23 protein-coding genes are annotated in these 24,337 nt (G+C 36.6%); 15 read left to right on the plus strand and 8 right to left on the minus strand.

The window, feature by feature from the left end; genetic code table 11:
• Positions 1-80: 80 nt before the first annotated feature.
• The 12 genes from katG (at position 81) to ACTB0Y_RS04220 (ending at position 14,109) form a co-directional block, all read left to right on the plus strand.
• Entirely contained in the window at positions 81-2,288 is a 2,208-nt protein-coding gene (gene katG / locus ACTB0Y_RS04165) for a catalase/peroxidase HPI (protein WP_463205542.1), read from the plus strand.
• 604 nt (positions 2,289-2,892) lie between these two features.
• A complete protein-coding gene (locus ACTB0Y_RS04170) occupies positions 2,893-3,000 on the plus strand; it encodes a helix-turn-helix transcriptional regulator (protein WP_463205543.1) in 108 nt (35 codons plus the stop codon).
• A 103-nt stretch (positions 3,001-3,103) separates the two neighbouring features.
• Complete coding sequence (locus ACTB0Y_RS04175) at positions 3,104-3,490, plus strand: BlaI/MecI/CopY family transcriptional regulator (RefSeq protein WP_463205544.1); 387 nt, start codon at positions 3,104-3,106, stop codon at positions 3,488-3,490.
• The gene (locus ACTB0Y_RS04180; RefSeq protein WP_463205545.1) at positions 3,490-5,262 is read left to right on the plus strand and encodes a M56 family metallopeptidase; all 1,773 of its coding nucleotides are present in this window, start codon (positions 3,490-3,492) and stop codon (positions 5,260-5,262) included. The genes ACTB0Y_RS04175 and ACTB0Y_RS04180 overlap by 1 nt, the downstream gene beginning before the upstream one ends.
• A gap of 162 nt (positions 5,263-5,424) precedes the next feature.
• On the plus strand, positions 5,425-6,504 hold the full coding sequence (locus tag ACTB0Y_RS04185; protein ID WP_463205546.1) for a serine hydrolase domain-containing protein: 1,080 nt from the start codon (positions 5,425-5,427) through the stop codon (positions 6,502-6,504).
• A gap of 170 nt (positions 6,505-6,674) precedes the next feature.
• Positions 6,675-8,174, plus strand: coding sequence for a serine hydrolase domain-containing protein (locus tag ACTB0Y_RS04190; protein WP_463205547.1), 1,500 nt, complete (start codon positions 6,675-6,677; stop codon positions 8,172-8,174).
• A gap of 228 nt (positions 8,175-8,402) precedes the next feature.
• Complete coding sequence (locus ACTB0Y_RS04195; RefSeq protein ID WP_463205548.1) at positions 8,403-9,137, plus strand: NAD(P)H-binding protein; 735 nt, start codon at positions 8,403-8,405, stop codon at positions 9,135-9,137.
• A 285-nt stretch (positions 9,138-9,422) separates the two neighbouring features.
• Entirely contained in the window at positions 9,423-10,055 is a 633-nt protein-coding gene (locus tag ACTB0Y_RS04200; RefSeq protein ID WP_463205549.1) for a class I SAM-dependent methyltransferase, read from the plus strand.
• 10 nt (positions 10,056-10,065) lie between these two features.
• On the plus strand, positions 10,066-10,458 hold the full coding sequence (locus ACTB0Y_RS04205) for a VOC family protein (protein WP_463205550.1): 393 nt from the start codon (positions 10,066-10,068) through the stop codon (positions 10,456-10,458).
• 26 nt (positions 10,459-10,484) lie between these two features.
• On the plus strand, positions 10,485-11,633 hold the full coding sequence (locus ACTB0Y_RS04210; protein WP_463205551.1) for a dienelactone hydrolase family protein: 1,149 nt from the start codon (positions 10,485-10,487) through the stop codon (positions 11,631-11,633).
• A 49-nt stretch (positions 11,634-11,682) separates the two neighbouring features.
• Positions 11,683-12,555: a LytR/AlgR family response regulator transcription factor gene (locus tag ACTB0Y_RS04215; RefSeq protein WP_463205552.1), complete on the plus strand. Its 873-nt coding sequence runs from the start codon at positions 11,683-11,685 to the stop codon at positions 12,553-12,555.
• Positions 12,556-12,675: 120 nt separating this feature from the next.
• Positions 12,676-14,109: a nitrilase-related carbon-nitrogen hydrolase gene (locus tag ACTB0Y_RS04220; RefSeq protein ID WP_463205553.1), complete on the plus strand. Its 1,434-nt coding sequence runs from the start codon at positions 12,676-12,678 to the stop codon at positions 14,107-14,109.
• Between the two features lie 521 nt (positions 14,110-14,630).
• Here the strand turns inward: ACTB0Y_RS04220 and ACTB0Y_RS04225 are convergent.
• The 7 genes from ACTB0Y_RS04225 to ACTB0Y_RS04255 all read right to left on the minus strand — a co-directional run bounded on the left by ACTB0Y_RS04225 (position 14,631) and on the right by ACTB0Y_RS04255 (position 20,757).
• Positions 14,631-15,935, minus strand: a complete 1,305-nt coding sequence (locus tag ACTB0Y_RS04225; RefSeq protein ID WP_463205554.1) for an alpha/beta hydrolase family protein — start codon at positions 15,933-15,935, stop codon at positions 14,631-14,633.
• Positions 15,936-16,078: 143 nt separating this feature from the next.
• Positions 16,079-16,543, minus strand: coding sequence for a nuclear transport factor 2 family protein (locus ACTB0Y_RS04230; protein WP_463205555.1), 465 nt, complete (start codon positions 16,541-16,543; stop codon positions 16,079-16,081).
• 151 nt (positions 16,544-16,694) lie between these two features.
• A complete protein-coding gene (locus tag ACTB0Y_RS04235) occupies positions 16,695-17,819 on the minus strand; it encodes a helix-turn-helix domain-containing protein (RefSeq protein ID WP_463205556.1) in 1,125 nt (374 codons plus the stop codon).
• A gap of 24 nt (positions 17,820-17,843) precedes the next feature.
• Positions 17,844-18,605 (minus strand): class I SAM-dependent methyltransferase, encoded by a 762-nt coding sequence (locus tag ACTB0Y_RS04240; protein ID WP_463205557.1) that lies wholly within the window; start codon positions 18,603-18,605, stop codon positions 17,844-17,846.
• A gap of 210 nt (positions 18,606-18,815) precedes the next feature.
• Positions 18,816-19,688, minus strand: a complete 873-nt coding sequence (locus ACTB0Y_RS04245; RefSeq protein ID WP_463205558.1) for an Rpn family recombination-promoting nuclease/putative transposase — start codon at positions 19,686-19,688, stop codon at positions 18,816-18,818.
• Positions 19,689-19,871: 183 nt separating this feature from the next.
• The gene (locus tag ACTB0Y_RS04250) at positions 19,872-20,162 is read right to left on the minus strand and encodes a winged helix-turn-helix domain-containing protein (RefSeq protein WP_463205559.1); all 291 of its coding nucleotides are present in this window, start codon (positions 20,160-20,162) and stop codon (positions 19,872-19,874) included.
• 4 nt (positions 20,163-20,166) lie between these two features.
• Complete coding sequence (locus tag ACTB0Y_RS04255; RefSeq protein WP_463205560.1) at positions 20,167-20,757, minus strand: hypothetical protein; 591 nt, start codon at positions 20,755-20,757, stop codon at positions 20,167-20,169.
• A gap of 413 nt (positions 20,758-21,170) precedes the next feature.
• On the opposite strand from ACTB0Y_RS04255, the gene ACTB0Y_RS04260 reads away from it, so the two are divergent.
• The 3 genes from ACTB0Y_RS04260 to ACTB0Y_RS04270 all read left to right on the plus strand — a co-directional run bounded on the left by ACTB0Y_RS04260 (position 21,171) and on the right by ACTB0Y_RS04270 (position 24,121).
• Positions 21,171-22,274 carry a Fic family protein gene (locus ACTB0Y_RS04260; protein WP_463205561.1) on the plus strand — a complete coding sequence of 368 codons (1,104 nt, stop codon included), beginning with the start codon at positions 21,171-21,173 and terminating at the stop codon, positions 22,272-22,274.
• A 241-nt stretch (positions 22,275-22,515) separates the two neighbouring features.
• Positions 22,516-22,722, plus strand: a complete 207-nt coding sequence (locus ACTB0Y_RS04265) for a helix-turn-helix domain-containing protein (protein ID WP_463205562.1) — start codon at positions 22,516-22,518, stop codon at positions 22,720-22,722.
• Entirely contained in the window at positions 22,715-24,121 is a 1,407-nt protein-coding gene (locus tag ACTB0Y_RS04270; protein WP_463205563.1) for a Fic family protein, read from the plus strand. The genes ACTB0Y_RS04265 and ACTB0Y_RS04270 overlap by 8 nt, the downstream gene beginning before the upstream one ends.
• Positions 24,122-24,208: 87 nt before the next feature.
• On the opposite strand, the gene ACTB0Y_RS04275 is transcribed toward ACTB0Y_RS04270, so the two are convergent.
• The coding region (locus ACTB0Y_RS04275; RefSeq protein ID WP_463205564.1) for an ATP-binding protein at positions 24,209-24,337 on the minus strand (129 nt) is incomplete at its 5' end.

The raw sequence follows: 24,337 nt of genomic DNA on the forward strand, positions 1-24,337 counted from the left end.
CAATAAATCAATTAATAAAGAAGCAAAATAAGCCATAGACCGTTGATAACTCTAACTAAATCTTATTAAAATATAGTAATATGAAAAAGGATTCCAACAATATTAGCAAATGCCCCGTAACAGGAGCAACCGGAACGCACAGGGCCGGTAGTGGAGCATCAAACCCGGGTGCCGATGCGAACCGGATAAATCTCGATATTTTGCGTCAGCATTCAGAATTGTCCAATCCCATGGGCGAAGATTTTAACTATGCTGAAGAATTCAAAAAACTGGACCTGAAAGCCGTGAAAAAAGATATTAGCGAGTTGATGACCGATTCCAAAGATTGGTGGCCGGCAGATTGGGGCCACTATGGTGGTTTGTTCATTCGCATGGCATGGCACAGCGCCGGAACTTACCGTGTTACCGATGGCCGTGGCGGTGGAGGTACAGGCAATCAGCGTTTTATGCCTATCAACAGTTGGCCCGACAATGTGAGCCTCGATAAAGCAAGACGCTTGCTATGGCCGGTTAAGCAAAAGTATGGTAAGAACATTTCATGGGCCGATCTGATAATTCTGGCCGGTAATGTTGCCCTGGAATCTATGGGCTTCGAAACGTTCGGTTTTGGCGGCGGTCGCGAAGATGTTTGGGAACCCGAAAAAGATATAGACTGGGGGCCAGAACATGAGTGGCTGGGCGATGACCGTCACAACGATGAAGGAACGCTGGAAGGCCCCTTAGCTGCCGACCACATGGGCCTCATTTATGTTAACCCCGAAGGCCCCAACGGAGAACCCGATCCCGCAAAATCAGCAAAATTTATTCGCCAGTCATTTGAACGAATGGCCATGAACGATTATGAAACCGTAGCACTTATAGCCGGCGGACATACGTTCGGAAAAGTACACGGTGCCGCGCCCGAAGATCATAACGGGCCCGATCCTGAAACAGCGCCCATCGAGGAGCAGGGCCTCGGATGGAAAAATAGCTACGGCACCGGAAAAGGAGCCGATGCCATTACCAGCGGTCTCGAAGGTGCCTGGACAGAAAAACCTACGCAGTGGGATATGGGCTTCTTTGAAAACCTGTTCGAATACGAATGGGAGCTGACGAAAAGCCCGGCCGCTAAACATCAGTGGACGCCAAAAGACAAGGCTGCCAAAGATTTAGTGCCGGATGCGCACATTGAGGGCAAGAAAAATGCGCCCATGATGCTTACCACCGACCTTGCACTTAAAGTGGATCCGGAATACGAAAAAATATCCAAACACTTCTATAAGAATCCGGATGAATTTGCCGATGCTTTTGCCCGCGCATGGTTTAAACTTGTGCATCGCGATATGGGGCCCAAATCCCGTTATCTCGGACCCGAAGTGCCTGAGGAAGATTTACTCTGGCAAGATCCGATTCCCGAGGTAGACCATGCACTGATCGATGAAAATGATATTGCAGAACTGAAAAGTAAAGTGCTCGATTCCGGCCTGTCTGTATCACTATTGGTTGCCACTGCATGGGCTTCGGCTGCTAATTTCCGGGGTTCAGACAAACGCGGAGGCGCCAACGGTGCGCGCATTCGACTTGCTCCGCAAAAAGACTGGGAAGTCAATAATCCCAAACAACTCAGCAAGGTGTTGAAAGCACTCGAAGGCATTCAGCAGGACTTTAACAGTGCGCAATCCGGAGATAAAAAAGTCTCACTGGCCGATCTCATTGTGCTGGCCGGATGTGCAGCAGTAGAGAAAGCCGCAAAAGATGCGGGCTTCGACATTTCCGTACCATTCACACCGGGCCGCACGGATGCCTCGCAGGAACAAACCGATGTGGAATCGTTCGAAGCACTGAAGCCGGAGACCGACGGTTTTCGCAATTATCACAAAAAGGAGTATAGCAAATGTACAGAGCATGCGTTGGTTGATAAAGCGCAGTTGCTCACATTAACCGCGCCCGAAATGACCGTTCTTGTAGGTGGGCTGCGCGTATTGAACGCAAATTACGACCATTCCGATTATGGCGTATTTACAGAGCAACCTGAAAAACTCACCAACGATTTCTTTGTCAACCTGCTCGATATGGATACCGAGTGGAAGCCCACATCTGATTCCAGGGAAGCTTTTGAGGGCTACGACAGGGCATCGGGCAAACAAAAGTGGAAAGGAACCCGCGTAGACCTTATCTTTGGCTCAAACTCAGAGCTGAGAGCCCTTGCAGAAGTGTACGCCAGCGAAGATGGCCGGGACAAGTTTGTCATCGATTTTGTGGCCGCCTGGAACAAAGTCATGAATCTCGACCGGTTCGATTTGGATTAATACCAAATTATAAGGGGTTTTGCTTTCTGCGACCCCTTATTTTTTTAATCGAGTGGGACAATTGAAAACCCATGAATATGCGACGAGATTAGCCTGACACCCGGTATTAACCTGTTTATAAGCAACGAGATTAGAATAGCACCCGGTTTAAAGGTTGTAAGAAAATGGAAATTTTTTATGGCTCCTCATGATTTTATTCGGATGAACCAATCGAAACCCCTGGAATAAGCAACGGGATTGGAATAGCACCCGGTTTTAACCGGGTGTAAAAAACGACACGGCAAATAATTATAGCCGGATTCATCCGGCTTTAAAGAAGCTTTGTTCCTTTGTTTCTGGCGATTTATCAATAAATATTTCTTAATAACCATTTTTTTTGCAACTTTAGATTTTCAGTATGAGTCTTTATAGCAATGGTTTATAAGTAGGACTCTGAGCGGCTTGACAAGTGCTCATAGCTCATTGGCGGTGTGGTGGTTATCTGATAATTATAATGCATATTTGAAATAATTAATAATTTAAAAAACGTTAGTGCTTATGTTTGCCAACAAGTCATAGCACATGACGTGGAAATTATTGATTATCAAAAATAAACGACTTGACTATGGGCACTTTAGCAAACAGACATCCTGGCGAAGTATTATTGGAGGAGTTTTTTAAACCCATGGATATTTCGGCATATCGACTATCGAAAGACACCGGGATTCCATAATTGAAATGCAATCAAATATTTGCAAAAATAATTGCAAAATAATTTGTTATTACGATACTTGTCGTATATATTTGTACGACAAACATCGTAATTCTTCTTTGATATGGACAAAAATACGAATATGCCTACGGCGGCAGAGCTGGAAATACTAAATATACTTTGGAATAAGGAACCGCTCACGGTGAAAGAAATTCATGAGCAGTTGGTACAAACCAAAGATGTTGGTTACACTACAGCATTGAAAATTATGCAGAATATGACGGCTAAAGGTTTGCTGCGCAGAGAGCCAAACGGAAAAAGTCACCTCTATTTCGCAAATACCAAAAAAGATGAAACCCGCGGAAAACTATTAGACCGGTTTCTCGACACCGCATTTGCCGGATCAGCCTCCGGGTTGCTCATGCAATTGTTGGGCAACAAGAAAACAAGCGCAAAAGAACTTGAAGAGATCAAGCGCATTATTAATGAGATTGATAAATCCCAACAGTGATGAATACAATATCAGCAATATTCTCCGAAGAATTAACGGAAGCATTGGGGTGGATGCTAATCCACTCGCTTTGGCAAGGTGCCATAATAGCCATTTTACTATTTCTTGTTTTGTATTTAATAAAGAAAAAAAGCGCACAAATCAAATATTTTCTCTCGTTTACAGCACTTATGGGTATTCTGGTGTGGGCAGGCATCACCTTTATTAATGCCTATCAATATGCCTCGGAAAAGCAGGCATTGAAAACACAAATGTTAAATAACCCCGGTTACCTTAAAAACATACTTTCGGCGGACAACTCCCACTCAAGTAACCTAAACAAACAGCAAACATCGGTTATTAATCAAAACACACTAAAGTTTCGTGCATTTTTCCAACGAAACTTCAATATCATTTGTCTGATTTGGTTTGTGGGCATGCTATTTATGATGGCAAGGTTTACCGGAGGGCTTATTTACACCCATAGATTGCGCACCCAAAACCTGACACCAATGGGCGATGAGTGGGGTCAGATAGTAAAATCGCTTTCACATAAACTTGGGATAAAGCGGAAAGTGGAATCGTTTTTTTCACCACTGACCCGGGTACCGGTTACTTTAGGGGCTTTAAAGCCAATTGTTCTCTTTCCAATAAGCGCTTTAACCGGCTTAACGCCAACTGAATTCGAGGCTGCTATTGCCCATGAACTGGCGCACATTAGGCGCCATGATTATTTGCTCAACATAATGCAATCAATGGTAGAAATGCTGTTCTTTTATCATCCGGCGGTTTGGATAATATCGGCACAGGTGCGTGCCGAACGCGAAAACAGCTGCGACAATATTGCTGTTGATGCAACCGGTAATAAAATTGAGTATATAAAAACCCTTGCAGCTATGCAAATTAAACAAACAGAACAAGCCCGGCTTGCAATGGCATTTTCGGCAAAAAGAGGTAGTGTATTACAACGTATTAACCGATTACAAAAAGAAAAAACTATGAAAACTAATTTTATTGAAGGTATAATCGCCGCAGGTATAATTGCGGGAGGCCTTATGCTCGCATCGTTTACTTCAAACGACCCAACCCAATCGTTAACCCATATTAATGATTCTGTTTTACAACAAACTACACATCAAAACCGTGACAGTTTAATGAAAGTTACGGTTAAAAACACCGACAAGCTACAACCGGACCAACTGGAAGCCGTGGAAAAAGCGGTTGAAATAGCTATGTCTGAAGCCGACTCGCAGCTTTCTGCAAAGATGATGTATGACATAAACCAAAGCATTAGCGAAATAAATCTTGGTGGTATTATTAATGGAGCTATGCAAGAGGCAGCCAAAGCAATGAAAGAAGCTTCTGTAGAGGTTGAAAAAGAAGGCATAAATGAGGAAATGAAAGAAGCCGCCCGCGAAATACAAGAGGCCCGCAAGGAAATGGAAATTGAAATGCGGCGCGAAATGGCAGCCGACGGGGTTGATCCCGCAATTATTGAATCGTCTGTTAATGCAGCTAAAGCCGGGATGGATGTGGCCTCATTTGTTGTTGGAAACCTCGATATTGAAGGGATTGTTTCTACCACGTTGAATGGTGTTTCAACTGGTTTTAATTCTTTTGAGAATATTAACATTGACACCCCAGGCTCTCAGGCGACGTACAATACGAACATTAATCATAATTCGCGAGCAAAGCAGCTCGAAAAAGAAAATAAAGAGCTTATTAAAAAGCAAGTTGAGCTTGAAAAGAGATTGAAAGAATTGGAAGAAGCTATGAAAAAGAAAAAGGATTAATTCTTTGAAAAATAGATGCCGGATTAGCGGAAATGAAGGAATTTGGACCATAAAATTGAACAAATAAAAACTATCGACGATTGTGCACCGTTTGTGTAGCTTCGCGACTTGTTATGGGCAATAAAAACAAACCGGCAGTGTAAACAATTTAAAATTATGATTATGAATATTAAGCAAGATCTAATCATTTATCTATTTGGGTTATTAGTGTTTTTAGCTAGTTGTGATATAACACCTAAATCCGGCTTTACTTATGCTGAACCTGAAACAAAGGGTTATTCTTCTCAGAAATTAGAATTGCTAAAAAAACATCTTGAAAAAAGCGATGCATCCTCAATGATGATAATGGCAGATGGAGCTATTGTTTTTGAATGGGGAGAAACAGATAAAAAACATTTGATACATTCTATTAGAAAAGCGCTTTTAAATTCATTAATAGGAATTGCTATTTCAAACGGGCAGATTGATACCTCAAAAACAATGGCAGAACTTGGAATTGATGATATCACTCCCGGTTTAACTGAAGGTGAAAAACAAGCCAGGGTTGTTGATTTGCTTAAATCACGCTCGGGTGTGTATCATGAAGCGGCAGCAGAAAGTCAAGGTATGATTGATCGTAGACCTGAACGCCATTCGCACAAACCCGGTGAACATTACTATTATAATAATTGGGATTTTAATACTTTGGGCGCAATTTTAGAAATGCAAACAGGAAAAAGCATCTATGACCTTTTCAATGAAGAGATTGCTATACCTCTGGGAATGAAAGATTATAAAGGAAAGTATTTTACTTATACCGTTGGTGATAGTTCAGAAGATTTGAATTTTACAGACAAAGATGGTTATTATCAATATGAAAAAACCAAATCAAAATATCCAGCCTGGCATTTTAGAATGTCGGCACGCGATTTAATGTTATACGGACAATTGTATATGAACTACGGCTCTTGGGATGGAAATCAACTAGTGCCTAAAGAATGGATTGATGTAAGTACAAAACCATATTCGAACCTTCAAAATTTTGTAAAACGAGGAATACTTTGGGATGTAATAGTTTCTAAAGATGAAACAAAAAGGAATTCATTTTTTCATGGTGGGGCAGGAATACATTGTTTAGGAGTTTATCCTAACCTGGATATGATTTTTGTGCATAGAGTTGATACCGAAAATATATCAAATTACAACGAAGGTGATTTGTATAAAATGCTAGACCTTCTGTTTGATTCTAAAACTAAAAAATAGAACAATTAGCGCCCATAACAATGTAAAAAAAATAGCCGATATGGTATTAATTTAGAGGATTATAGCCCGCTTCAACTTTCTTGTGAATTGACAGGAAAGTGCCACCCAGTCGGTTACTACCTAAATTTGCCCTTGGCGGTAATTTTCACAAACAAAAAATCATTAACAAAATGAAAATAATAAGTAGTTTGATATTGATCCTGGTCTTGATAAGTTGCGAGCAGAATATCAATGAGGGTTTTATTACGATTCAAGAAAAGAAAATTATTCAGGAATATATCAATGAATTCCCTGATAACACCCAATTTTCAATTGCAGTTATTAAGAGCAATAAAGTAGGATTTTTAGGCTATAACATTGCAAATGATACGATTATAGAAATAAACAATAAAGATTCTGTTTTTGAAGTTGGATCGATTACTAAATTATTTACTTCCACTATTTTAGCAAATATAGTTAAGGAAAACAGCATGCAATTAGATGATGTTATTTCTGACTATTTACCATTCGGGTTAAATTCAACAGAAGAAAATGCTAATAAGATAACTTTAAAAATGCTGGCAAATCATACGTCAGGATTACCAAATTATCCATCAAACCTGGATAGTGTAGCAGGGCGAAATCCACTAAATCCGTATTTAGAGTACGATAGCCTGTTGCTAAAAGATTATCTGGTAAACGAGATGAGATTGTTTTCAATGCCGGGAGAAGAATTTGAATATTCAAATCTAGGATATGGCATACTTGGATACATATTAGAGCTGGAAACAGGCAAAAGTTATGAGCGTTTACTGAAGGAATATGTTTTCCAAAAGTATGGTATGGCCATTTCTACAACTAATCAAAATGACGTACATAAGTGTTTAGTACATGGACAAAATGAAAAAGGGGAAAACGTTCCTAATTGGGATCTTAATATTCATCGGGCAGCAGGAGACGTTCTATCCTCGACCAATGATTTAGCTAATTTTGTTCAAGCTAATTTTACAAATGATTCTATTCTATCTTTTCAGCGGCAAAAAACCTTTGATGACCATAACAATAATGTGGCTCTTGGATGGAACATGATAAGATTTTGTGGAATCACTCCTTTCTATTGGTATTTTCATGATGGCGGTACACTTGGTTACCGCTCAGCTATGTATATGGATGAAAAGGCTAAAAGTGCTGTAATAGTTTTATCCAATGTATCTGAATTTCATACCTTATCAGGTAATATTCATAGAATAGCACGAGACTTATTGCGAAATCAGTACAGGTCAGGTGAAATAAAACCTGATGGTTACTGTGAAGCTCCATTTATTGAACAAGCAATAGAAAAAGGATGGGGAACATGGATTAATGATAGTATTAGTCAAATTGATAAGCCTGAAAATAGCATAATTGGTGTTTGGCAACAGAAATTGCCGAATAGGATTAATATTAAGACATTTACACCTGATTATAAAACTCAATCTGATTTTTTTGATGACAAAGAAATTGATGTTTGGGGATATTATGATTTAAAAAATGATACAATAATACTTAAAGATATGGGTGGCGTACCATGTGATTTTGCCGGAATATATAAATATGAAATTCACAATGATACTTTACGATTTCAATTGATAAAGGATGATGAATGTGATGGACGTGTGAGGGGATACGAAGGAATTTGGACAAGAATGTAGAACAAATAAAAACTATCGCTGCCAATTGATAGACCAATGAGCGGCCTGCAAGCTCCGCCGACAACTCATGATAGAACTACATCCCGCATTTTTTTGTATACATTTCAGCGGTTTGCCCGGTGTAGGTTCTCATTTTTTAACCACAAGCCTAACTGCCTCAATAAAAATATGTTATATTTGAAAAGAAAACAATCCATTGCAATTAATTGCAAATTTAAAATATGAAAAATGGAAACAAACAATTTGACAACTTTGGTAATAGGAGCTAGCGGAGCAACAGGAAAGGAATTGGTAAATCAATTAATTTTAATGGGACAAAATGTTAAAGTAATCGTCCGGCCTCTTGCAATAATTCCTGACACATGGGAAACCAATAAAAGCATATCAATAATAAAAGCCAATGTATCAGAAATTGAAGTAAACGAAATGGCGAACTATATAAAAGATTGCCAATCTGTTGTGTCTTGCCTTGGACATAATTTAAACTTCCGGGGAATTTTCGGAAAGCCTCGAAAATTAGTTACAAGTGCCGTTGAATTATTGTGCAGTGCTATCGAAAAAAATTCCAATGGACATCCTTTTAAATTTGTTCTCATGAATACCACAGGCAACAGAAACAAAGATTTGAAAGAAACTTTTTCATTAGGAGAAAAAATTGTAATAGGTTTGATTCGATTACTAATACCACCTCAACTAGACAATGAAACCGCAGCCGATTATTTAAGGTTAAACATTGGTCAGAATCATGAAAATATTCAATGGGTAGCCGTTCGCCCGGATTCGTTGATAAATGAATCAAACGTAACCGGATACGAACTACATGCTTCGCCCACAAGAAGTCCTATTTTTAATTCGGGCAAAACCAGTCGAATAAACGTTGGGAACTTTATGGCAAGATTAATTATTGAAAATGACTTATGGGAAGAATGGAAAGGGAAAATGCCTGTGATTTATAATAAATAAAGCAACGCAAAATAGAATGATTCATTCAATTTAAAGGTTTATAAAAATGAAAGCAGTCATTTGTACGCAATACGGACTACCTGAAGTCCTCCAGATTAAGGAAATTGATAAGCCAAAACATAAGAATAATGAGGTTTTAATAAAAGTATATGCAACAACGATCCTCCGCTGCTTCGCGATGCCATCGCGAACCAAACAATAATATGAGCAATAATTGCGGGGTTATAGTTAATAGAAAGCCGTTAGCCGCAAGCAAAACAAACATCCTGCAAAAAAAGGAATGAGATGAAGAACTTTTGGGAATCAATGTTCAAAGAAGAAAAAACGACATGGGGATTTGAACCATCGGATTCTGCAATTCTGTCAAAAGACTTCTTTCTTAAAATGCATGCAAAAGAAATTCTGATTCCCGGGATTGGATACGGAAGAAATGCAAAGATTTTCTCTGAGCACGGATTAAATGTGACTGGAATAGAAATATCAAAAACAGCAATTGATTTGGCTAAGAGAACTAACGGACTCGATATAAAAATCCACAATGGTTCGGTAACAGAGATGCCATTTGACACAAAAATGTATGATGGAATATTTTGTTATGCTTTGATTCATCTTTTAAGTCAAAACGAGAGAAAAAAGTTTGTAAAAGACTGTTTCCGACAGTTAAAACCAAACGGACATATGATTTTTACGGTTGTCTCAAAAAAAGCTTCGATGTATGGAAATGGAAAACAATTGAGTAAAGACAGATATGAAGTAATGGATGGATTAAATGTATTCTTTTACAACAGCGACTCCGTAAAACAAGAATTTGAAAAATATGGTTTGGTCGAATTTTTTGAAATTGATGAACCGATAAAACATATGGAAAATGAACCACCTTTAAAATGTATTTTGGTAAAATGTAAACGAACTGATTAAAATCAAAGATATGCAGCAAATACGTCAAGACTTTGAATTACCTCCTTGTATCGAAGATTGGGGCTGGAAATATCACCATCTGGGAATTCCTACAGATATGAAAATGCCAAATGAAAGATATTTACCACAATTCAAGTTATATGTTTCAGGATTTAGCACAAGTCCTTTCGGCGTTGAATGGATGAGATTTGAGGAAGATAGCCCAATTAGTAAATTAATACAAACAGTTCCTCACATTGCATTTGAGGTTGAGAATTTGGATTTTGAATTAAAAAACCATGATCTAAATGTAATAACAGAACCTAATCCTCCTGCAGATGGGATTAGAGTTGCAATGATTGAGCATAATGGAGCGCCAATTGAATTGATTGAATTTAAAAAACATTATCTTAGTAAACATTAATTGTATTTCAATTGCAGCCCGGGCCGATGAAGAAAATTGCATTTATCATACTACTGTCTATTTGTCAGGGAACAATAAAAGCCCAGGATGTTGATACATTTAATTTGCATGTTCCAATATCTAAAAACGATACCATAATTTGCAAGCGAATTATCCGATTTGATAACGATACTAAATTGTATCATGTTCGGGATTACTATCCAAATGGTCAGATCCAGATGGAAGGCACCTATAGTTCTTTTGATAAAACAGTAAAAGTAAAAAGCCTGTGGTGTAATTATAGGACGAACACAAAAGAAGGAGAATTCAAAGCATGGTACAAAAACGGGCAACTTGAGAGAATGGCTAATTATTCGAATGGATTACGGCACGGCCTGCATGAATATTGGTATTCGAATGGGCAAAGAGAGTCAACGCAAAAGTATAGAAATGGACAAAAGCATGGGAAATGTACATGGTGGAATATTGATGGTTCATTGCAACATGAATTGGTTTTCGAGAAAGGATTAAATCAACATCCAAAAGATACAAATTACCATTACATATCTTATACGCCCGAAGAATATACCGATGACACCACAAAAAAATGGCCATTAATCATTTATCTGCATGGTGGATCCAGTAGAGGTACAGATACAATTGACCTTTATTGCTGTGGTATTCCTGATCAAATATGGAGAAAGAGAAAATTTCAATTTATTATTGTTGCTCCTCAATGTCCGATAAACCAAAGATGGTCCACCGACAATTGGTTTGAGAATTTTTATGAAGAAATAACCACAAAATATAGAGTAAATACCAACAGAGTGTACCTTACAGGAGTAAGTTTAGGAGGAGCCGGAACATGGTATCTGGCGATGAAATATCCTGATAAATTTGCGGCAATTGCTCCTATGAGCGGATTTACGCGCCATATTGATTACATTATGAAGAATACGGATAAATTAATTAACCTGCCTGTTTGGGCTTTTCATGGAAAAAAAGATAAAATAGCAGAATTTGAAGATACAGAATGGATGATTAATCAATTGGAAGGAAAAAACAAAGATTTAAAATTCACGGCAGATCCGGAAGCCGGTCATGGAATGTATTGGTCTATATATCCCGAGCAAGAACTCTATGATTGGTTTTTACAATATAATAGGCGTATGCAGAGCATTGGTAATACTTTTTAAGTTCTGTTTTTTCTGCTATTTTTGATCGATAAATTAGCAAAGAAATGTGATGCTTGAATTTCTGGATCGGCCATATCCTTTTTCATTTCAACCTTCAAGAAGGATTAAACAAATTGTACCCATTGGCTTGTGCGTGTTTTTATTTCTAATTCTTTTTAAACCATTCGGGCTTAATAACAACCCCGATTATATTGTATTCTCTGCATTTATGACTGCTTCAGGTGGCTTTGCAGGACTGGTAACTACTGTATTGGTTCCTTTGATTTTCCCTCAATATTTCAATGAAGACAAATGGACAATAAAAAGAAATTTGGTTTGGGTTGTAGGCATTAATCTCTTGTTTGCCAATATCATGTTTTTTGCGTTGAATCTTTTTCTTATTTTCAAATACAATGCTTTTCAAGAGTTTACATTTAAAAATTACTTATGGTGGGCTTATCTCCAGTTACTAATAGGAGTGCCGTTGGGTTTAATTATTAATTTGGTCAATCAATATTATCTGTTAAAAAAACATCTAAATATTTCTGCCAACATTAACAATTCGCTTGATTTAAAAAATGAGTCAACTACGCAAAGCCGGTTAGAATTTAAAGTTGATAAATTTACCAAAGTTAATATTGATATTAATAGTCTTGTTCTTGTCGAAGCGTTGGGCAATTATTTGAATGTAACCTATATCAATAATGGTATAAAAAAGATTACGATCCGGGATACCATCACTAATATTGAGCAGAAAACAGGCTCATCTAATATCATTTATAAGCCACATCGTTCCTATTTGGTAAACGTGCAGCATGTCCATCATATTACCGGCGTTGCCCAGGGGCTTAAAGTCCATTTTAAGGATATTGACAATGTTATTCCTGTTTCAAGAAATAAGATTAAGGAATTTCGAAAGCTTGTTTCTTCAAAAATGGGTTGATTTGAATCGTTACATTTCGCCGTTTCAGAACATCTTATCACATTTTCGTGCACTTCGTCACATTTTTTCAGAAAGAGGGTATTGACAGCTTATGTTTGTCAAAAATTAAATTTTTGACTTATGCTAAACTTTAAAACAAAATCAAATCAATCCTGTTTATATCTTTTATTGGGGTTTGCATGGTTGTTTTTCTTTAACGGAAGATGGATTCTCCCAATTGCTGCTTTTATAGCACCTGTATTTCTCATTCGTTTTTTACGGTTTCAAAAACCATTTAAAGGATTTCTGATAATTGTTCTTGCCGGGTGGGTGTCAAACATATTCGTATGGAAGGGAATGATGCCCATGTCAGGCTTTTTCTACTACCTCGTTACTTTTATGATGAGCGTATTTACGTCGCTGACATTTTTGTTGGACAGAATTTACTCGCAAAAAATAAAAGGAATTGTTTCGACGCTCATATTTCCTGCTGCTTATGTGATAATGGATTATATAACCATATCAACCAATCCTTCAGGTTCGTATGGCACTTTGGTTCATACACAGTCATCGTTGCCTTTATTACAGCTTGTTTCGGTTACCGGTATTTGGGGAGTGACATTTCTGATTACGTGGACTGCATCAATTATAAATTGGCTTTGGGACAATTATTTTGAGAAAAGTAAGATTTACCTGGCCCTGGTAATTTATGGCATCCCATTTCTTCTTGTGGTGCTATTTGGCCAAATCAGGTTGGCAATGAACAACGAATATGAAACTGTTCGTATAGCATCAATAAATATAGAGCAAGCTGAATTGAGATATCATTTTAGTGAAAATGCTGATTCTGTAAATGAAAGAAGGAATAAGAAGTTTTTACATAATTGCGATACTGCAGCACATGCGGGGGCAAAAATTGTATTTGGAATTGAAGCCCTAATTACATTATCGGAAGATAAAGAAAAAGGATTCATTGAAAATGCCAAAGCTACTGCATCCAAATATAATATTTACCTGGGGCTGCCTATATGTATCATTCCAAAGGGATATCCCGAAAAAAGACCAGAAAATAAAATTGTTTGGATTTCGCCAAAAGGCCGGATGTTGTTTACCTACAATAAAGCCAGGCCAACTCCGGGTGAAGGCAGGTATGGAGATGGAAGACTAAAATACTTTGACACGCCCCACGGAAGGATAAGTTCGGCCATTTGTTTTGATATGGATTTCCCTGCACATATTAACCAAATAGGAGGAGCAAACATTGACCTTATGTTAGTGCCGGGAAATGATTGGCGGGAGATTTCGCCTTACCACACGTACGTATCATCGATCAGGGCAATTGAACATGGGTTTAATATGGTTCGGTCAGTTTCAAAAGGGTTTTCAGCATCATTTAATTATAAAGGACAGCTATTATCTTCATTAGATTTTTTCAATACCAGTGATTTAATATTCTACTCAGATGTACCAACCAAAGGGCAACAAACTATTTATTCTTCGCTTGGCGATTATTTTGCCTGGCTTTGCATTGCATTCTTTTTAACAATTACGGGAATTATAATTTTCCGAAAATGAGTATGGAAAATTTTGAAGCAAGCCTTCTGACAAGGTCAGGCACACTTGCAATTCTTAACCCGCTTTATTCATGAAAGAGTGAAGCGAATTTCATGAATGTGGGGTGGGATAAGGGATGGCAAAGCGGGTAACTTCCGATAAACCGGAACAGGCTCCGGCTTAGAAATACCCAACCGAAGAGCGCAGCGATGAGCTCACCGAAGGTAAATTTGGGCTATCTTGTTTTGCCAAATTTGTTGGTATTTCTTAGTCGTAGAAAATTCATGAACCGAGGACGAAGGACGAGCTCAGCGAAGCTAATTTTTCGGGTTAAACCAGAAATTGCAAAAGAGTTTGCCCTTCTTGCCCCGTGCAGAAATACATTCTGCCACCTTGAAATATTGGGTAACTCCTTTAATGCTTTACAGTACATCGCAGCGATATTCCATTTTCAAACATTTTATCTGCCATGATTTTAGCCCTCCAGGCTTTGTTTACTTTTGAAAAAGCACCGGTGCGGCATTATGTAAGTTGCCAATGAGTTAATTACCATCAACTTCACTTTTCATCCAATTTTCAACATATTCCAGATAACCTTCTTTTACTCTTGGAAAGTCGAATTCAGAAGGATTTCTAAAATTAGGCGTTTTCTTCAAATTATGACTTGCCCCACTAAATAATTTCATTTCAATTTTATTATTCTTAATGCTTTTTATAGCTTTTGAAATTTTTATTGCGTTAACATATCTATCATCTTCGCCAAGCACGCATAATGTTTTAATATCAAGTTTTTTCCAATAATTATAAAAGTTGTATTTTCTTCCGGACCAATACCATCCCTCAAAAATCTCTTTATTTAGAACCAGCCTGTCATGTAATCCTGTTAGATTCATAAAACGATATTTCTGTGTGTTATTATTTATGAAGTTCAACACCTCTTTATAATCGCTTCCATTGCGTATCATTTCAGCCACCTTTCTATGACTTTCTGCTGCAATATGTCCATCTTCAGATGAGTTGCCTCTGCTTACAACTCTCAGACTATCAGAGAAAGCAGCTGCTTCATATGCGCTAAACGCCGGAGAAATAGCTATCATAAATGAAGGAATATCTGTTTTGGAAGCAATAAAAGGCAACAGCATTCCTCCCTGGCTAGTTCCCCAGAGTCCGATTTTATTCTTATCTACTGTTTCTCTCTTATTTAATATTTCCAAACATGCTATAGCATCTTCTACAAGGTTTTCATAAGTTGCTGTTATTCGGTTGCCTGTTGATTGCCCGCTTCCTCTTTTATCATATATTAAAACTTCAAAGCCTTGCTTAACAAAATAATCAGCATAAAAAGCTTTTCCATTTTTAGTGGTCCCACCTGAACCATGAAGTAAAACTATTGCAGGATGTATTGATTCTTTTTTTGGTTTATAAATTTCTGCTGAAATATTGGCACCATTGCTTGCAATAATAAGTTTTTCTGTAGTATATTTTTTTGGAGGACTTGTATCAGATTGTTTGGTTAGATTAAAACTCATTTTTATTTCAGGAGGCATTTTCCGAATTTTTACAGTACCTCTTATGTTGTTTTTGTCCAATTCTCCTTCAAATGATAAATTGGCATCAGAAGGAATATATGAGAAGCTTAAGATATTGTTTTTAAGGCTTAGATTTTGTATTCGCTGTTTTAGGAACATATTATCACTACTTGAAATAGTAGAGTCATTTAAATCTAAAGATAAATCCGCTGTCTTCCCATTCACTTCCATAGTTCCTGTCCAGTATCCTGATATGGATTGAGAGTTGCAACTACAAGTAAAAACAAGTAATACGTATAAGATTGATATATTTTTCATTTCTGTAATTTTTATTTTAATAAATAGACTATACCGATTACGAATCAAAACGAATGATTAAAAATCAATCTGTGATTCTGTATCGGCATTAACCGTTGTAATAAGCAAAATGCTTTTTCAATCATTTTGATATACAACGGGTATTATTTGGGAAAGGCATAATAAATTTTTGTTGCAATCTTCCAACCATCGTTGAATTTATATAAGCACATATAGTCCGTATAAACCTGTTTGCCATCTGAAAAAATTTCAATTATCGCAATGGCTGCATATCCGGTTACTTTTACATCAATAAATTTGTATGTTACTGAAGGGTCTAATGGTTTGGGATTTTTCTCTAGCCTTTGAATCCAGTACTTTGCAGGCAACTTTGTTAATTCTCCATTCTCAAATATCACGATATCGCAATCCGGATGCCAACCCTTTTTTAGCAGTTTTGCATTGCCTTGTAAAAAAATGCCCTCTACATAGGATTCCACAACAGTTTTCTTAACGTTTTTAATTTCAACAGTATCTTCAAAATTGTTGTTTGTGGTGTTGCTAATTGGGATAGCATTAGCACAAATGGTCAATGCGATTAGCACCAGTGATGTTGCAAATAGTTTCATCTTCATAATTTTAAATCTTATTATTTAACATAACTAAATCTTTAACCGATATGGTTCGGCCAATTATGAAGCAATAATCGATAAAAAATATTTTGCAGGCGTACGACTTTCAGAAAGTCGAACCCTTTTTAGAAAATTTTATGGTTCGGTTTTATGTATGTTTATTTCGGTACTCGGTTGGCGTTAACCCTGTATGCTTTTTGAAGGCTGTATTGAATGAAGATTTTGAGTTAAATCCGGCATCAAACAGAATTTGCTGAATGGTAAGTTCATTTTTTGTAGCGTTTTTTAATAGTTCTTTTGCCTTTTTGATGCGGTATTCATTCACAAAATCAAAAAAATGTTGCCCCATATACCGGTTAATCAAAACAGAAACTTCTCGCAAAGGCATTTCAAGCCGTGAAGCGAGATCCTGCAAACTGAATTTTGGTTCAAGGTAAGGCTCTTGTTCAGCCATATATTTTTTGATCTGTTCTATCCGGGTTTTTATCTCAGGATTTTGTTGGCTGTCTGTTTCTTCGTATTTACCTGGTTCAAGATTATGTATTATTTCTTTTGTGGTTTTTAATTTCGGGTTCACTCCCCTGAATAATTCAGGATGGTATAATGCTTTAAGCACAAACCAGCACAACATAAACAATGCTGCTGCCAGTAAAGTGATATTTATCCATTGAAGAACATGCTGAAATTCAGCAGAAAACATCATTTCTTTTGCGATGGTCAGTGGAAGCGTAAGTGCAAAAATTATTACAATCTGATATAACATACTGTAAATCGAAATGTCCCCACCTGTGTAATTCTCAAGATATATTGTTTTGTGTTTTCGCAATAAAAGAATAGCGGCAATGATGTAAATTAGTGCTTGCAGTTTTAACAGGAAAGCGCTAAATATCCATTTTATTTTAAAAAAGTAGTAACCAATTAATTCATTTCCATCAAATAAAAAGCAAAAGCTTAGGAGTAAAGCATATATAAGAAATGGAATTGCATGTAATAAATGCCTGATTTTGAAGGTGAAGTTTGTATGGCAAATGGATAAAACATAAAGATAGAAGGTGGGGAAGATTAAGAATATTGATGTGTTAGAAACCGATAATAGTACGCGTGAGTTTATGAATAGTCCGCTTATATCAAATGCACAAAGAATTATAAAGCCTGCAAGAAGTATATTTGCAGGCTTGTTTTTCGTTTTTACGGTCAGCAGGAAAAATGACAGCAGCAACGAAATAAAGAGAGAAATTAGCGCAATTATTTCTACTATACTAAAGTTATTCATTACTGTTGTTTTCTCTTGTCAGGTTCATCTTTTTATCGCCCGGGTTGCAAAGAACGAAGGAAGGTATTTATCAATAATTTTTTCGCCATTCCAATCGTCTTCGTAAAAGTCGGTCATTAAAAAACCGGCTTTTAACTGCTCGCCAATTTGCTCAGTTAAGCTATGGCCAAATTCTAAAGTTTCCTGGTTTTCAATTAATTTATCGAGCTTTTCTTTCGGTAATGAGTTCAGGTCTGAATAGGGCTGGGCGTAAGTTAATTGAAGAGGATTAATGTCCTGGTCAAACTGGAAAATTATTGGATTTATTAACCCGGTCATTAAAACTCCGTTTGATTTTAAAACGCGAAAACATTCTTTCCAAACCGGTTTTACGTTATCTGTGAAAACTACCGAGCAAGGATTGAAAACTAAATCAAACGACTCATCAGCCAATACCGACAAATCTTTCATATCGCCCTGGATGGTTTTGATATTAAGGTTGAATTCTTCACTTAGTTTTCTATCCTGGCTAAGTTGATTCTCAGAATTATCAAAAATGGTAACCGCGGCGCCCAATGCTGCCAAAATCGGTCCTTGTTGTCCGCCTCCGGAGGCTAAACCAAGTACTTTCAGTCCGTTTAAATCGGGGAACCATTGATGAGGAACAGGCTTTGTGGGCGTTAAAACAATGTCCCAAATGCCATTTTTTGCATGCTCAATTTCTTTTTTAGAAACGGGAATCGTCCATCGCACTTTATTCGCAACAAATCTGTCCCAAACGTCTTTATTATATTCAGTTGTGTTCATTTTTATGTTTTTTCGGGGATACTTGATTTTCCAAATCCTCGCTGGTCAAAACGTATTACAGTGAATTTTTCCGATAAGTCATTCATTTTGAATATCAAGGAGTTTAGGTCAGCCGACGGATCGACTGTTTTCAAAATGAACATAACCATCGGTCGCCAAAGGCTTGCCGACGGCACGGCGCAATTTTTGGAGTTTTCTCACGAGCACGAATTACAGTTTTTCTATCTCCTTTTGCTCTAATCCGGTAATTTCAGCAATAATCGTTGTATCAATTCCTTTTTCTTTCATTCCTTTTGCATTTTGGAGTCTTTCTTTATATCGCTCCTCTTTCCTGATTTCATCTTCTGCATCAACTTTCATCGACCAGGCCATGCTTGCTCCGTAATGCAAGTTTTCAATGTGTTTTAAGTATCTTTTCCGTTCCTCTTCCGGTAAATTGTCAACCCGCCATCGTTCTTTGGCTTTTTCAATTCCTTTAGCGTTAAATTCGTCCTTAATGTCGTTGTTTTTCAGGTAGTAAATCCACTGGTCAAGACTGTCCTTTGCAATATCGTCGAAATTATTTACCTTAAGCACGTAGTATTCAGGATAAATCTGGTAGGGGTCAGTTTTTCCACCGAGCAATTCCGTCTGTTTGGCCGATAATTTTAGTTTGTCGGATTTATGAATCCCCAAGAAGTCAGTTTTCCCGTGATAAACATAGTCTTCGCCCTGTCCAAGATCAAAATAAACGATGTTGATCGAGTAAACTTTTTTAATGTTTTTGTACGGTTCGCCAATTGAAATATATTCTGTCAAAACTTTTGACGTTCCATAAGCCATTCGGTGAAAATAGTCGTACTCGTTTTCGTTCTGTATTTCGATAATCGCCAATTCACCTTTTGAATTTTTCACAAGTATGTCAACACGATTAAACTTGTCGCTGTCAATTTTTTGGTTGCTTTCGCTTTCAAGAATTGAATCAATTAGGATGTCGTCTTTAAGCAATTCAGATAAAAAACCTTCCAATACAGTAAAGTCGGCTTTATTTCGTAAAAGTCGTTTAATTGCCCAGTCGAATCGTATTAAGTTCCTGTTGTTCATCGAAAATAATTTTAAACAAATTTACGAATTTCTGGAGAATTATTGCAATAGCCTTGAAAGGTGCTGCCTTGCACACAACTTATCGATAAACGACCATTTATTCCCGCACCTTTACGCTGTGTTAATTGCCTTTGGACCGTGTGTTTTTATCAGATAATAATTTTAACTAAATTGATAAAAAAATTATTTTTTCGGGTCAATGTATTTTTTGAGATCGTTTACATACACTTCAAATGCCTTCACTCCTTTATCAGTAATCGACAACATGGTTTTCGGGTAATTATTTTTGAAGGTCTTTTCAACTTCAATGTACCCGGCTTCCTCCAGCTTTTTTATCTGTATGCTGATGTTGCCTGCCGCAGCTTTGGTTTCTTCCTTAATATGGGTAAAGTCAACTTTTTCTGAGCTCACCAGCATAGAAATAATCGCCAATCGTAACTGAGAATGCAATAACGGATCTAAATCACTGTACATAGCACTATTCTTTTGCGTATTTCAAAAAATATCCGGGGACCAAATAACAGCAAATTAATGCCGCTCCCGTAATTAACAAGGTATTCTCGCTGAGAACAAATGAAGAGGCAATAGCGAATAAAAAGAAGGCAATGCCTCCCAGAATTACAGGTTTATATTTTATAAGAAATCCGGTAATTGTCGTGGCAACGCCCATTGTCAGCAAAAAAAACGGAGGGGGAGGCACTTGCAATTTAATACAAAGGAATACAGTAATTGGTATTGATGCACCGGTTACTTTCCAAAGAATATTGCTAAAACTGTCCAACTGGCTAAATACTTTTTTGTTCTTTTTCCGGTCAATGAAATACTCTATTAAAAAACCAACAGCAACAAATGCAATATAATTGCCAATAGTAAGTATCATGAACTGTTCATAAGCTTCATAACTTATTATGATTTTTGCAATAGCAAAATGCGAAAAGCTGGCTAAAGTCATTATCCAACCCCAAAGTAGAAAGATTTGTGCATTTTCTTTGTAATTCATTTTAAAATTTGAGATGTGCTTTTGAATCAAATCAAAGCTCTCTTCCGGTGTAAAACTATTTTTTTCCATATTTTTAGTTATTAATTAAATTAAGTTGACACAAATATAAACCAGTTAATTATATTAACCAAATATATTTATCTTTTTTTGGATGAAACAGCTAAAATTCATCCAAACCTGCAAGTTTCAACCCATTGATGCCCTGACATCCCAACCCATTTTCTAATCCCGAAATTTTTGGTGAAAACAAATAGAATTTCACATAACCTTTGATATATTTGAAAGAGCAAACATAGCCGTTTTTTCTGTGGAAGAAGGAGATATAAACGCAGTAAAACGGGGATGGTGGTATTATTTATAAGTTGCCTGCAAGCATAGAATGCAAAGTGCAACGAATAACCCCATTATTCAACGCACTTAATGTAACGAAAATTTTGTTTTGCAACGATTAAATCGTATATTTGTTGCAAATTTTAAGACGAATGGAGCGTTATATACATCAAAAGGAGAATTGGCCAAATTTCAAATGGAATAGTAATGAATTTGTCAACCTTCTAAGTGAAACCAGAAATCTACAAGGTCGCTTGATTGGCAAAATGGAATCTCTGGGATTTGAATTACGAGATGAAGCATTAATTGAAACTTTAACATTAGATGTAATAAAATCATCAGAAATAGAAGGAGAGCATTTAAATCCTGAGCAAGTTCGTTCTTCAATTGCACAGAGATTCGGAATGGAATTCGCTGGGGCAATTTCATCCGATAGAAACGTCGACGGAATGGTTGACATGATGATTGATGCTACAAATAATTGTTTCAAACCATTAACAAAAGATAGACTTTTTGATTGGCACGCTGCGCTGTTCCCAATGGGACGAAGTGGAATCTCTAAGATAACGGTGGCAGACTGGAGAAAAGACACAGCGGGACAAATGCAAGTTGTTTCGGGTTCTGCGGGAAGAGAAAAGGTTCCCTTCCAGGCACCAGATGCAGATTTAATAGGTAATGAAATGAATCAATTTTTAAAATGGTTCAACCAAGAGAAGAATATTGATTTAGTAATAAAAGCAGCAATCGCACATTTTTGGTTTGTAACAATTCACCCCTTTCAGGATGGAAATGGACGAATTGCAAGAGCTTTAACAGATATGCTATTAGCTCAATCAGATAAAAGCACTCAACGATTTTATAGTATGTCCGCTCAAATTAGAGTAGAAAGAAAAGAATACTATGAGATTCTTGAAAAATCTCAAAAAGGAGACCTTGACATAACCGAATGGATAAAATGGTTTTTAAGTTGTTTAATTAATGCTTTAAATACAACAGACAAGATTTTGACAAGAGTTTTATTCAAAGCAGATTTTTGGAACAGACACTCAAGAACAATCATTAATGAGAGACAAAGAAAAGTATTAAACAAAATTCTTGATGGATTTGAAGGAAAACTGACTTCAATGAAATGGGCTAAAATGGCCAGGTGTTCAAAAGACACAGCCATTCGAGACATTAACGATTTGATAAATAAGAACATATTACAAAAGGAACCCGAAGGAGGAAGAAGTACAAATTATGAATTGAAAAAATAGTATAGAATGCCAGCAGGCAACAAAGCTGTCATACGGCAGCCGGGGCATCCACAACATATTCAGCCATTCGTTTATCCCTGGCACATTCGTTTATACTGATAAAATCACATCGGGTTGAAAGCCCCGGCCGAGCGCATACAGCCGGGACGGTTGGGTTTCATGCAAAAAAACAATACCATTCCTAAAAAAACTTGCAGACAATTAAATAATGCCGTATTTTTATATCACATTTTGAGATATAATGAATAGAATAAAAGAGGTACTTGAAATCAAAGGCATAAAACAAACTTGGTTATCTAAGCAATTGAATAAAAGCTATAACATGATAAATGCTTACGTTCAGAATAGGAGACAACCAAGTTTAGAAGACTTATATAAAATAGCAGAGATATTAGATGTTGATGTCAAAGAATTACTTGTATCTAATAAAAAAAATAGAAATGTATAATACGAAGACAATAGATACCGTGAATGCCCTGAAGGTGGAATTAGATGAAATGCTTCCTTTAAAAGATGAAGATAATAAGCGTTTGCAAAAAAAGCTCCGTTTAGAATTCAACTATAACTCAAATCACCTTGAAGGTAATACATTAACATATGGTCAAACTCAATTATTATTGTTTTTTGATAAAAGTTCTGGAGATGTTCCAGTAAGTGATATTGAAGAAATGAAAGCTCATGATGTAGCTTTATCACAAATTAAGGAAATGGCAAAAGAAAAAGAACGTCCATTAACAGAAACATTTATCAAAGAGTTAAATAAAACAATTTTAGTTAATCCTTTTTGGAAAGATGCAATTACACCAGATGGTACATCTACTAGAAAGAAGATTGAAATCGGGCAATACAAAAGTTCTCCCAACAGCGTTCAATTGAAAAATGGAGAAATTCATGAGTATGCTTCACCAGAAGCAACCCCAGCATTAATGAGGGATTTATTGAGTTGGTATAACTCTAACATTAACCAATCACATCCAGTACAATTAGCAGCGGAATTCCATTACAGATTTGTTTGTATCCATCCTTTTGATGATGGAAATGGACGAGTCGCCAGATTAATAATGAATTATATTCTTTTAAAAAACAGCTACCCACCAGTAATAATAAAATCTGAAGATAAAGAAAACTATCTAACAGCTTTACAAAAAGCTGATGCTGGTGATATTGAATCCCTAATTGAATACATTGAAAGGCAATCAATTTGGTCGTTAGAACTCAGCATAAAAGCAGCGAATGGAGAAGATATTGACGAATTAGGTGATATTGAAAAAGAAATTGAAATTCTGAAACGCAAGAAACTAACAAAATCCAAAATATTTGTAACTCCCAAAGTTGCTTTTGAAATCATAAACCACATTAATAGTGATTTATGGGAACCTCTTAATAGCGTACTTTCCAAGTTTGATGACTTCTTTGCCGAGACTAAGAATGAGAATTATGTTGACGGTATAAAAATTGAAGAAACTAAAACAATTACTAACCCCTTATTAAGGTCAGCACGATCATTGGCCGATAGAGAAGTGATAGTTAAAAAGTACAAGATTTTCGGACACGATTTAGAAGAAGAAAACATTAATAAGATTCAATGGGTTAGAAAAATGCTTTCTCTTAAAACTGCAACGAAAAGGATTAATTATGAAATATGGTGTACACTTCAAATTAATGATTCTAATTACAAAGTAGTTATAGAAGAAAAGGACACAGACTCTGACGGTTATTTAAAAAATTCAACGACGCTTTTTGAGGTAGAAAATGATTATCATATAATGTTTATGTCTGATACAATCAATAGTTTAAAAAGAAAAGCATCAAATCATTTAATTAGTAATATTCAAACAGTTGAATAAAGCTGGTTATTCCGGTCGGACCATGCCAGTCTTTCCGGTTGAAAAGGTGCCACTTTGAAAGATCATACAATAGTACAATTTTTTTTCTTATTCACTTTTTATAAAACCTTTTCTTAACGATTCTCCTTTGAGGTCGATCCTGTGAGAAGAGTTTACCAACCGATCCAAAATAGCATCTGCTATTGTCCCTTCTCCAATAAGATCATACCATACAGA

This window comes from Salinivirga sp. (assembly GCF_055145285.1).

What these genes read in the sequence shown, in the direction of transcription:
- katG (WP_463205542.1), top strand. Translation starts at nt 81, where the DNA reads ATGAAAAAGGATTCCAACAATATTAGCAAATGCCCCGTAACAGGAGCA.
- ACTB0Y_RS04230 (WP_463205555.1), bottom strand. Translation starts at nt 16,543, where the DNA reads ATGAAACTATTTGCAACATCACTGGTGCTAATCGCATTGACCATTTGT.
- ACTB0Y_RS04225 (WP_463205554.1), bottom strand. Translation starts at nt 15,935, where the DNA reads ATGAAAAATATATCAATCTTATACGTATTACTTGTTTTTACTTGTAGT.
- ACTB0Y_RS04215 (WP_463205552.1), top strand. Translation starts at nt 11,683, where the DNA reads ATGCTTGAATTTCTGGATCGGCCATATCCTTTTTCATTTCAACCTTCA.
- ACTB0Y_RS04245 (WP_463205558.1), bottom strand. Translation starts at nt 19,688, where the DNA reads ATGAACAACAGGAACTTAATACGATTCGACTGGGCAATTAAACGACTT.
- ACTB0Y_RS04270 (WP_463205563.1), top strand. Translation starts at nt 22,715, where the DNA reads ATGTATAATACGAAGACAATAGATACCGTGAATGCCCTGAAGGTGGAA.
- ACTB0Y_RS04170 (WP_463205543.1), top strand. Translation starts at nt 2,893, where the DNA reads ATGGGCACTTTAGCAAACAGACATCCTGGCGAAGTATTATTGGAGGAG.
- ACTB0Y_RS04210 (WP_463205551.1), top strand. Translation starts at nt 10,485, where the DNA reads ATGAAGAAAATTGCATTTATCATACTACTGTCTATTTGTCAGGGAACA.
- ACTB0Y_RS04175 (WP_463205544.1), top strand. Translation starts at nt 3,104, where the DNA reads ATGGACAAAAATACGAATATGCCTACGGCGGCAGAGCTGGAAATACTA.
- ACTB0Y_RS04190 (WP_463205547.1), top strand. Translation starts at nt 6,675, where the DNA reads ATGAAAATAATAAGTAGTTTGATATTGATCCTGGTCTTGATAAGTTGC.
- ACTB0Y_RS04250 (WP_463205559.1), bottom strand. Translation starts at nt 20,162, where the DNA reads ATGTACAGTGATTTAGATCCGTTATTGCATTCTCAGTTACGATTGGCG.
- ACTB0Y_RS04200 (WP_463205549.1), top strand. Translation starts at nt 9,423, where the DNA reads ATGAAGAACTTTTGGGAATCAATGTTCAAAGAAGAAAAAACGACATGG.
- ACTB0Y_RS04255 (WP_463205560.1), bottom strand. Translation starts at nt 20,757, where the DNA reads ATGGAAAAAAATAGTTTTACACCGGAAGAGAGCTTTGATTTGATTCAA.
- ACTB0Y_RS04205 (WP_463205550.1), top strand. Translation starts at nt 10,066, where the DNA reads ATGCAGCAAATACGTCAAGACTTTGAATTACCTCCTTGTATCGAAGAT.
- ACTB0Y_RS04235 (WP_463205556.1), bottom strand. Translation starts at nt 17,819, where the DNA reads ATGAATAACTTTAGTATAGTAGAAATAATTGCGCTAATTTCTCTCTTT.
- ACTB0Y_RS04265 (WP_463205562.1), top strand. Translation starts at nt 22,516, where the DNA reads ATGAATAGAATAAAAGAGGTACTTGAAATCAAAGGCATAAAACAAACT.
- ACTB0Y_RS04185 (WP_463205546.1), top strand. Translation starts at nt 5,425, where the DNA reads ATGAATATTAAGCAAGATCTAATCATTTATCTATTTGGGTTATTAGTG.
- ACTB0Y_RS04195 (WP_463205548.1), top strand. Translation starts at nt 8,403, where the DNA reads ATGGAAACAAACAATTTGACAACTTTGGTAATAGGAGCTAGCGGAGCA.
- ACTB0Y_RS04220 (WP_463205553.1), top strand. Translation starts at nt 12,676, where the DNA reads ATGCTAAACTTTAAAACAAAATCAAATCAATCCTGTTTATATCTTTTA.
- ACTB0Y_RS04240 (WP_463205557.1), bottom strand. Translation starts at nt 18,605, where the DNA reads ATGAACACAACTGAATATAATAAAGACGTTTGGGACAGATTTGTTGCG.
- ACTB0Y_RS04180 (WP_463205545.1), top strand. Translation starts at nt 3,490, where the DNA reads ATGAATACAATATCAGCAATATTCTCCGAAGAATTAACGGAAGCATTG.
- ACTB0Y_RS04260 (WP_463205561.1), top strand. Translation starts at nt 21,171, where the DNA reads ATGGAGCGTTATATACATCAAAAGGAGAATTGGCCAAATTTCAAATGG.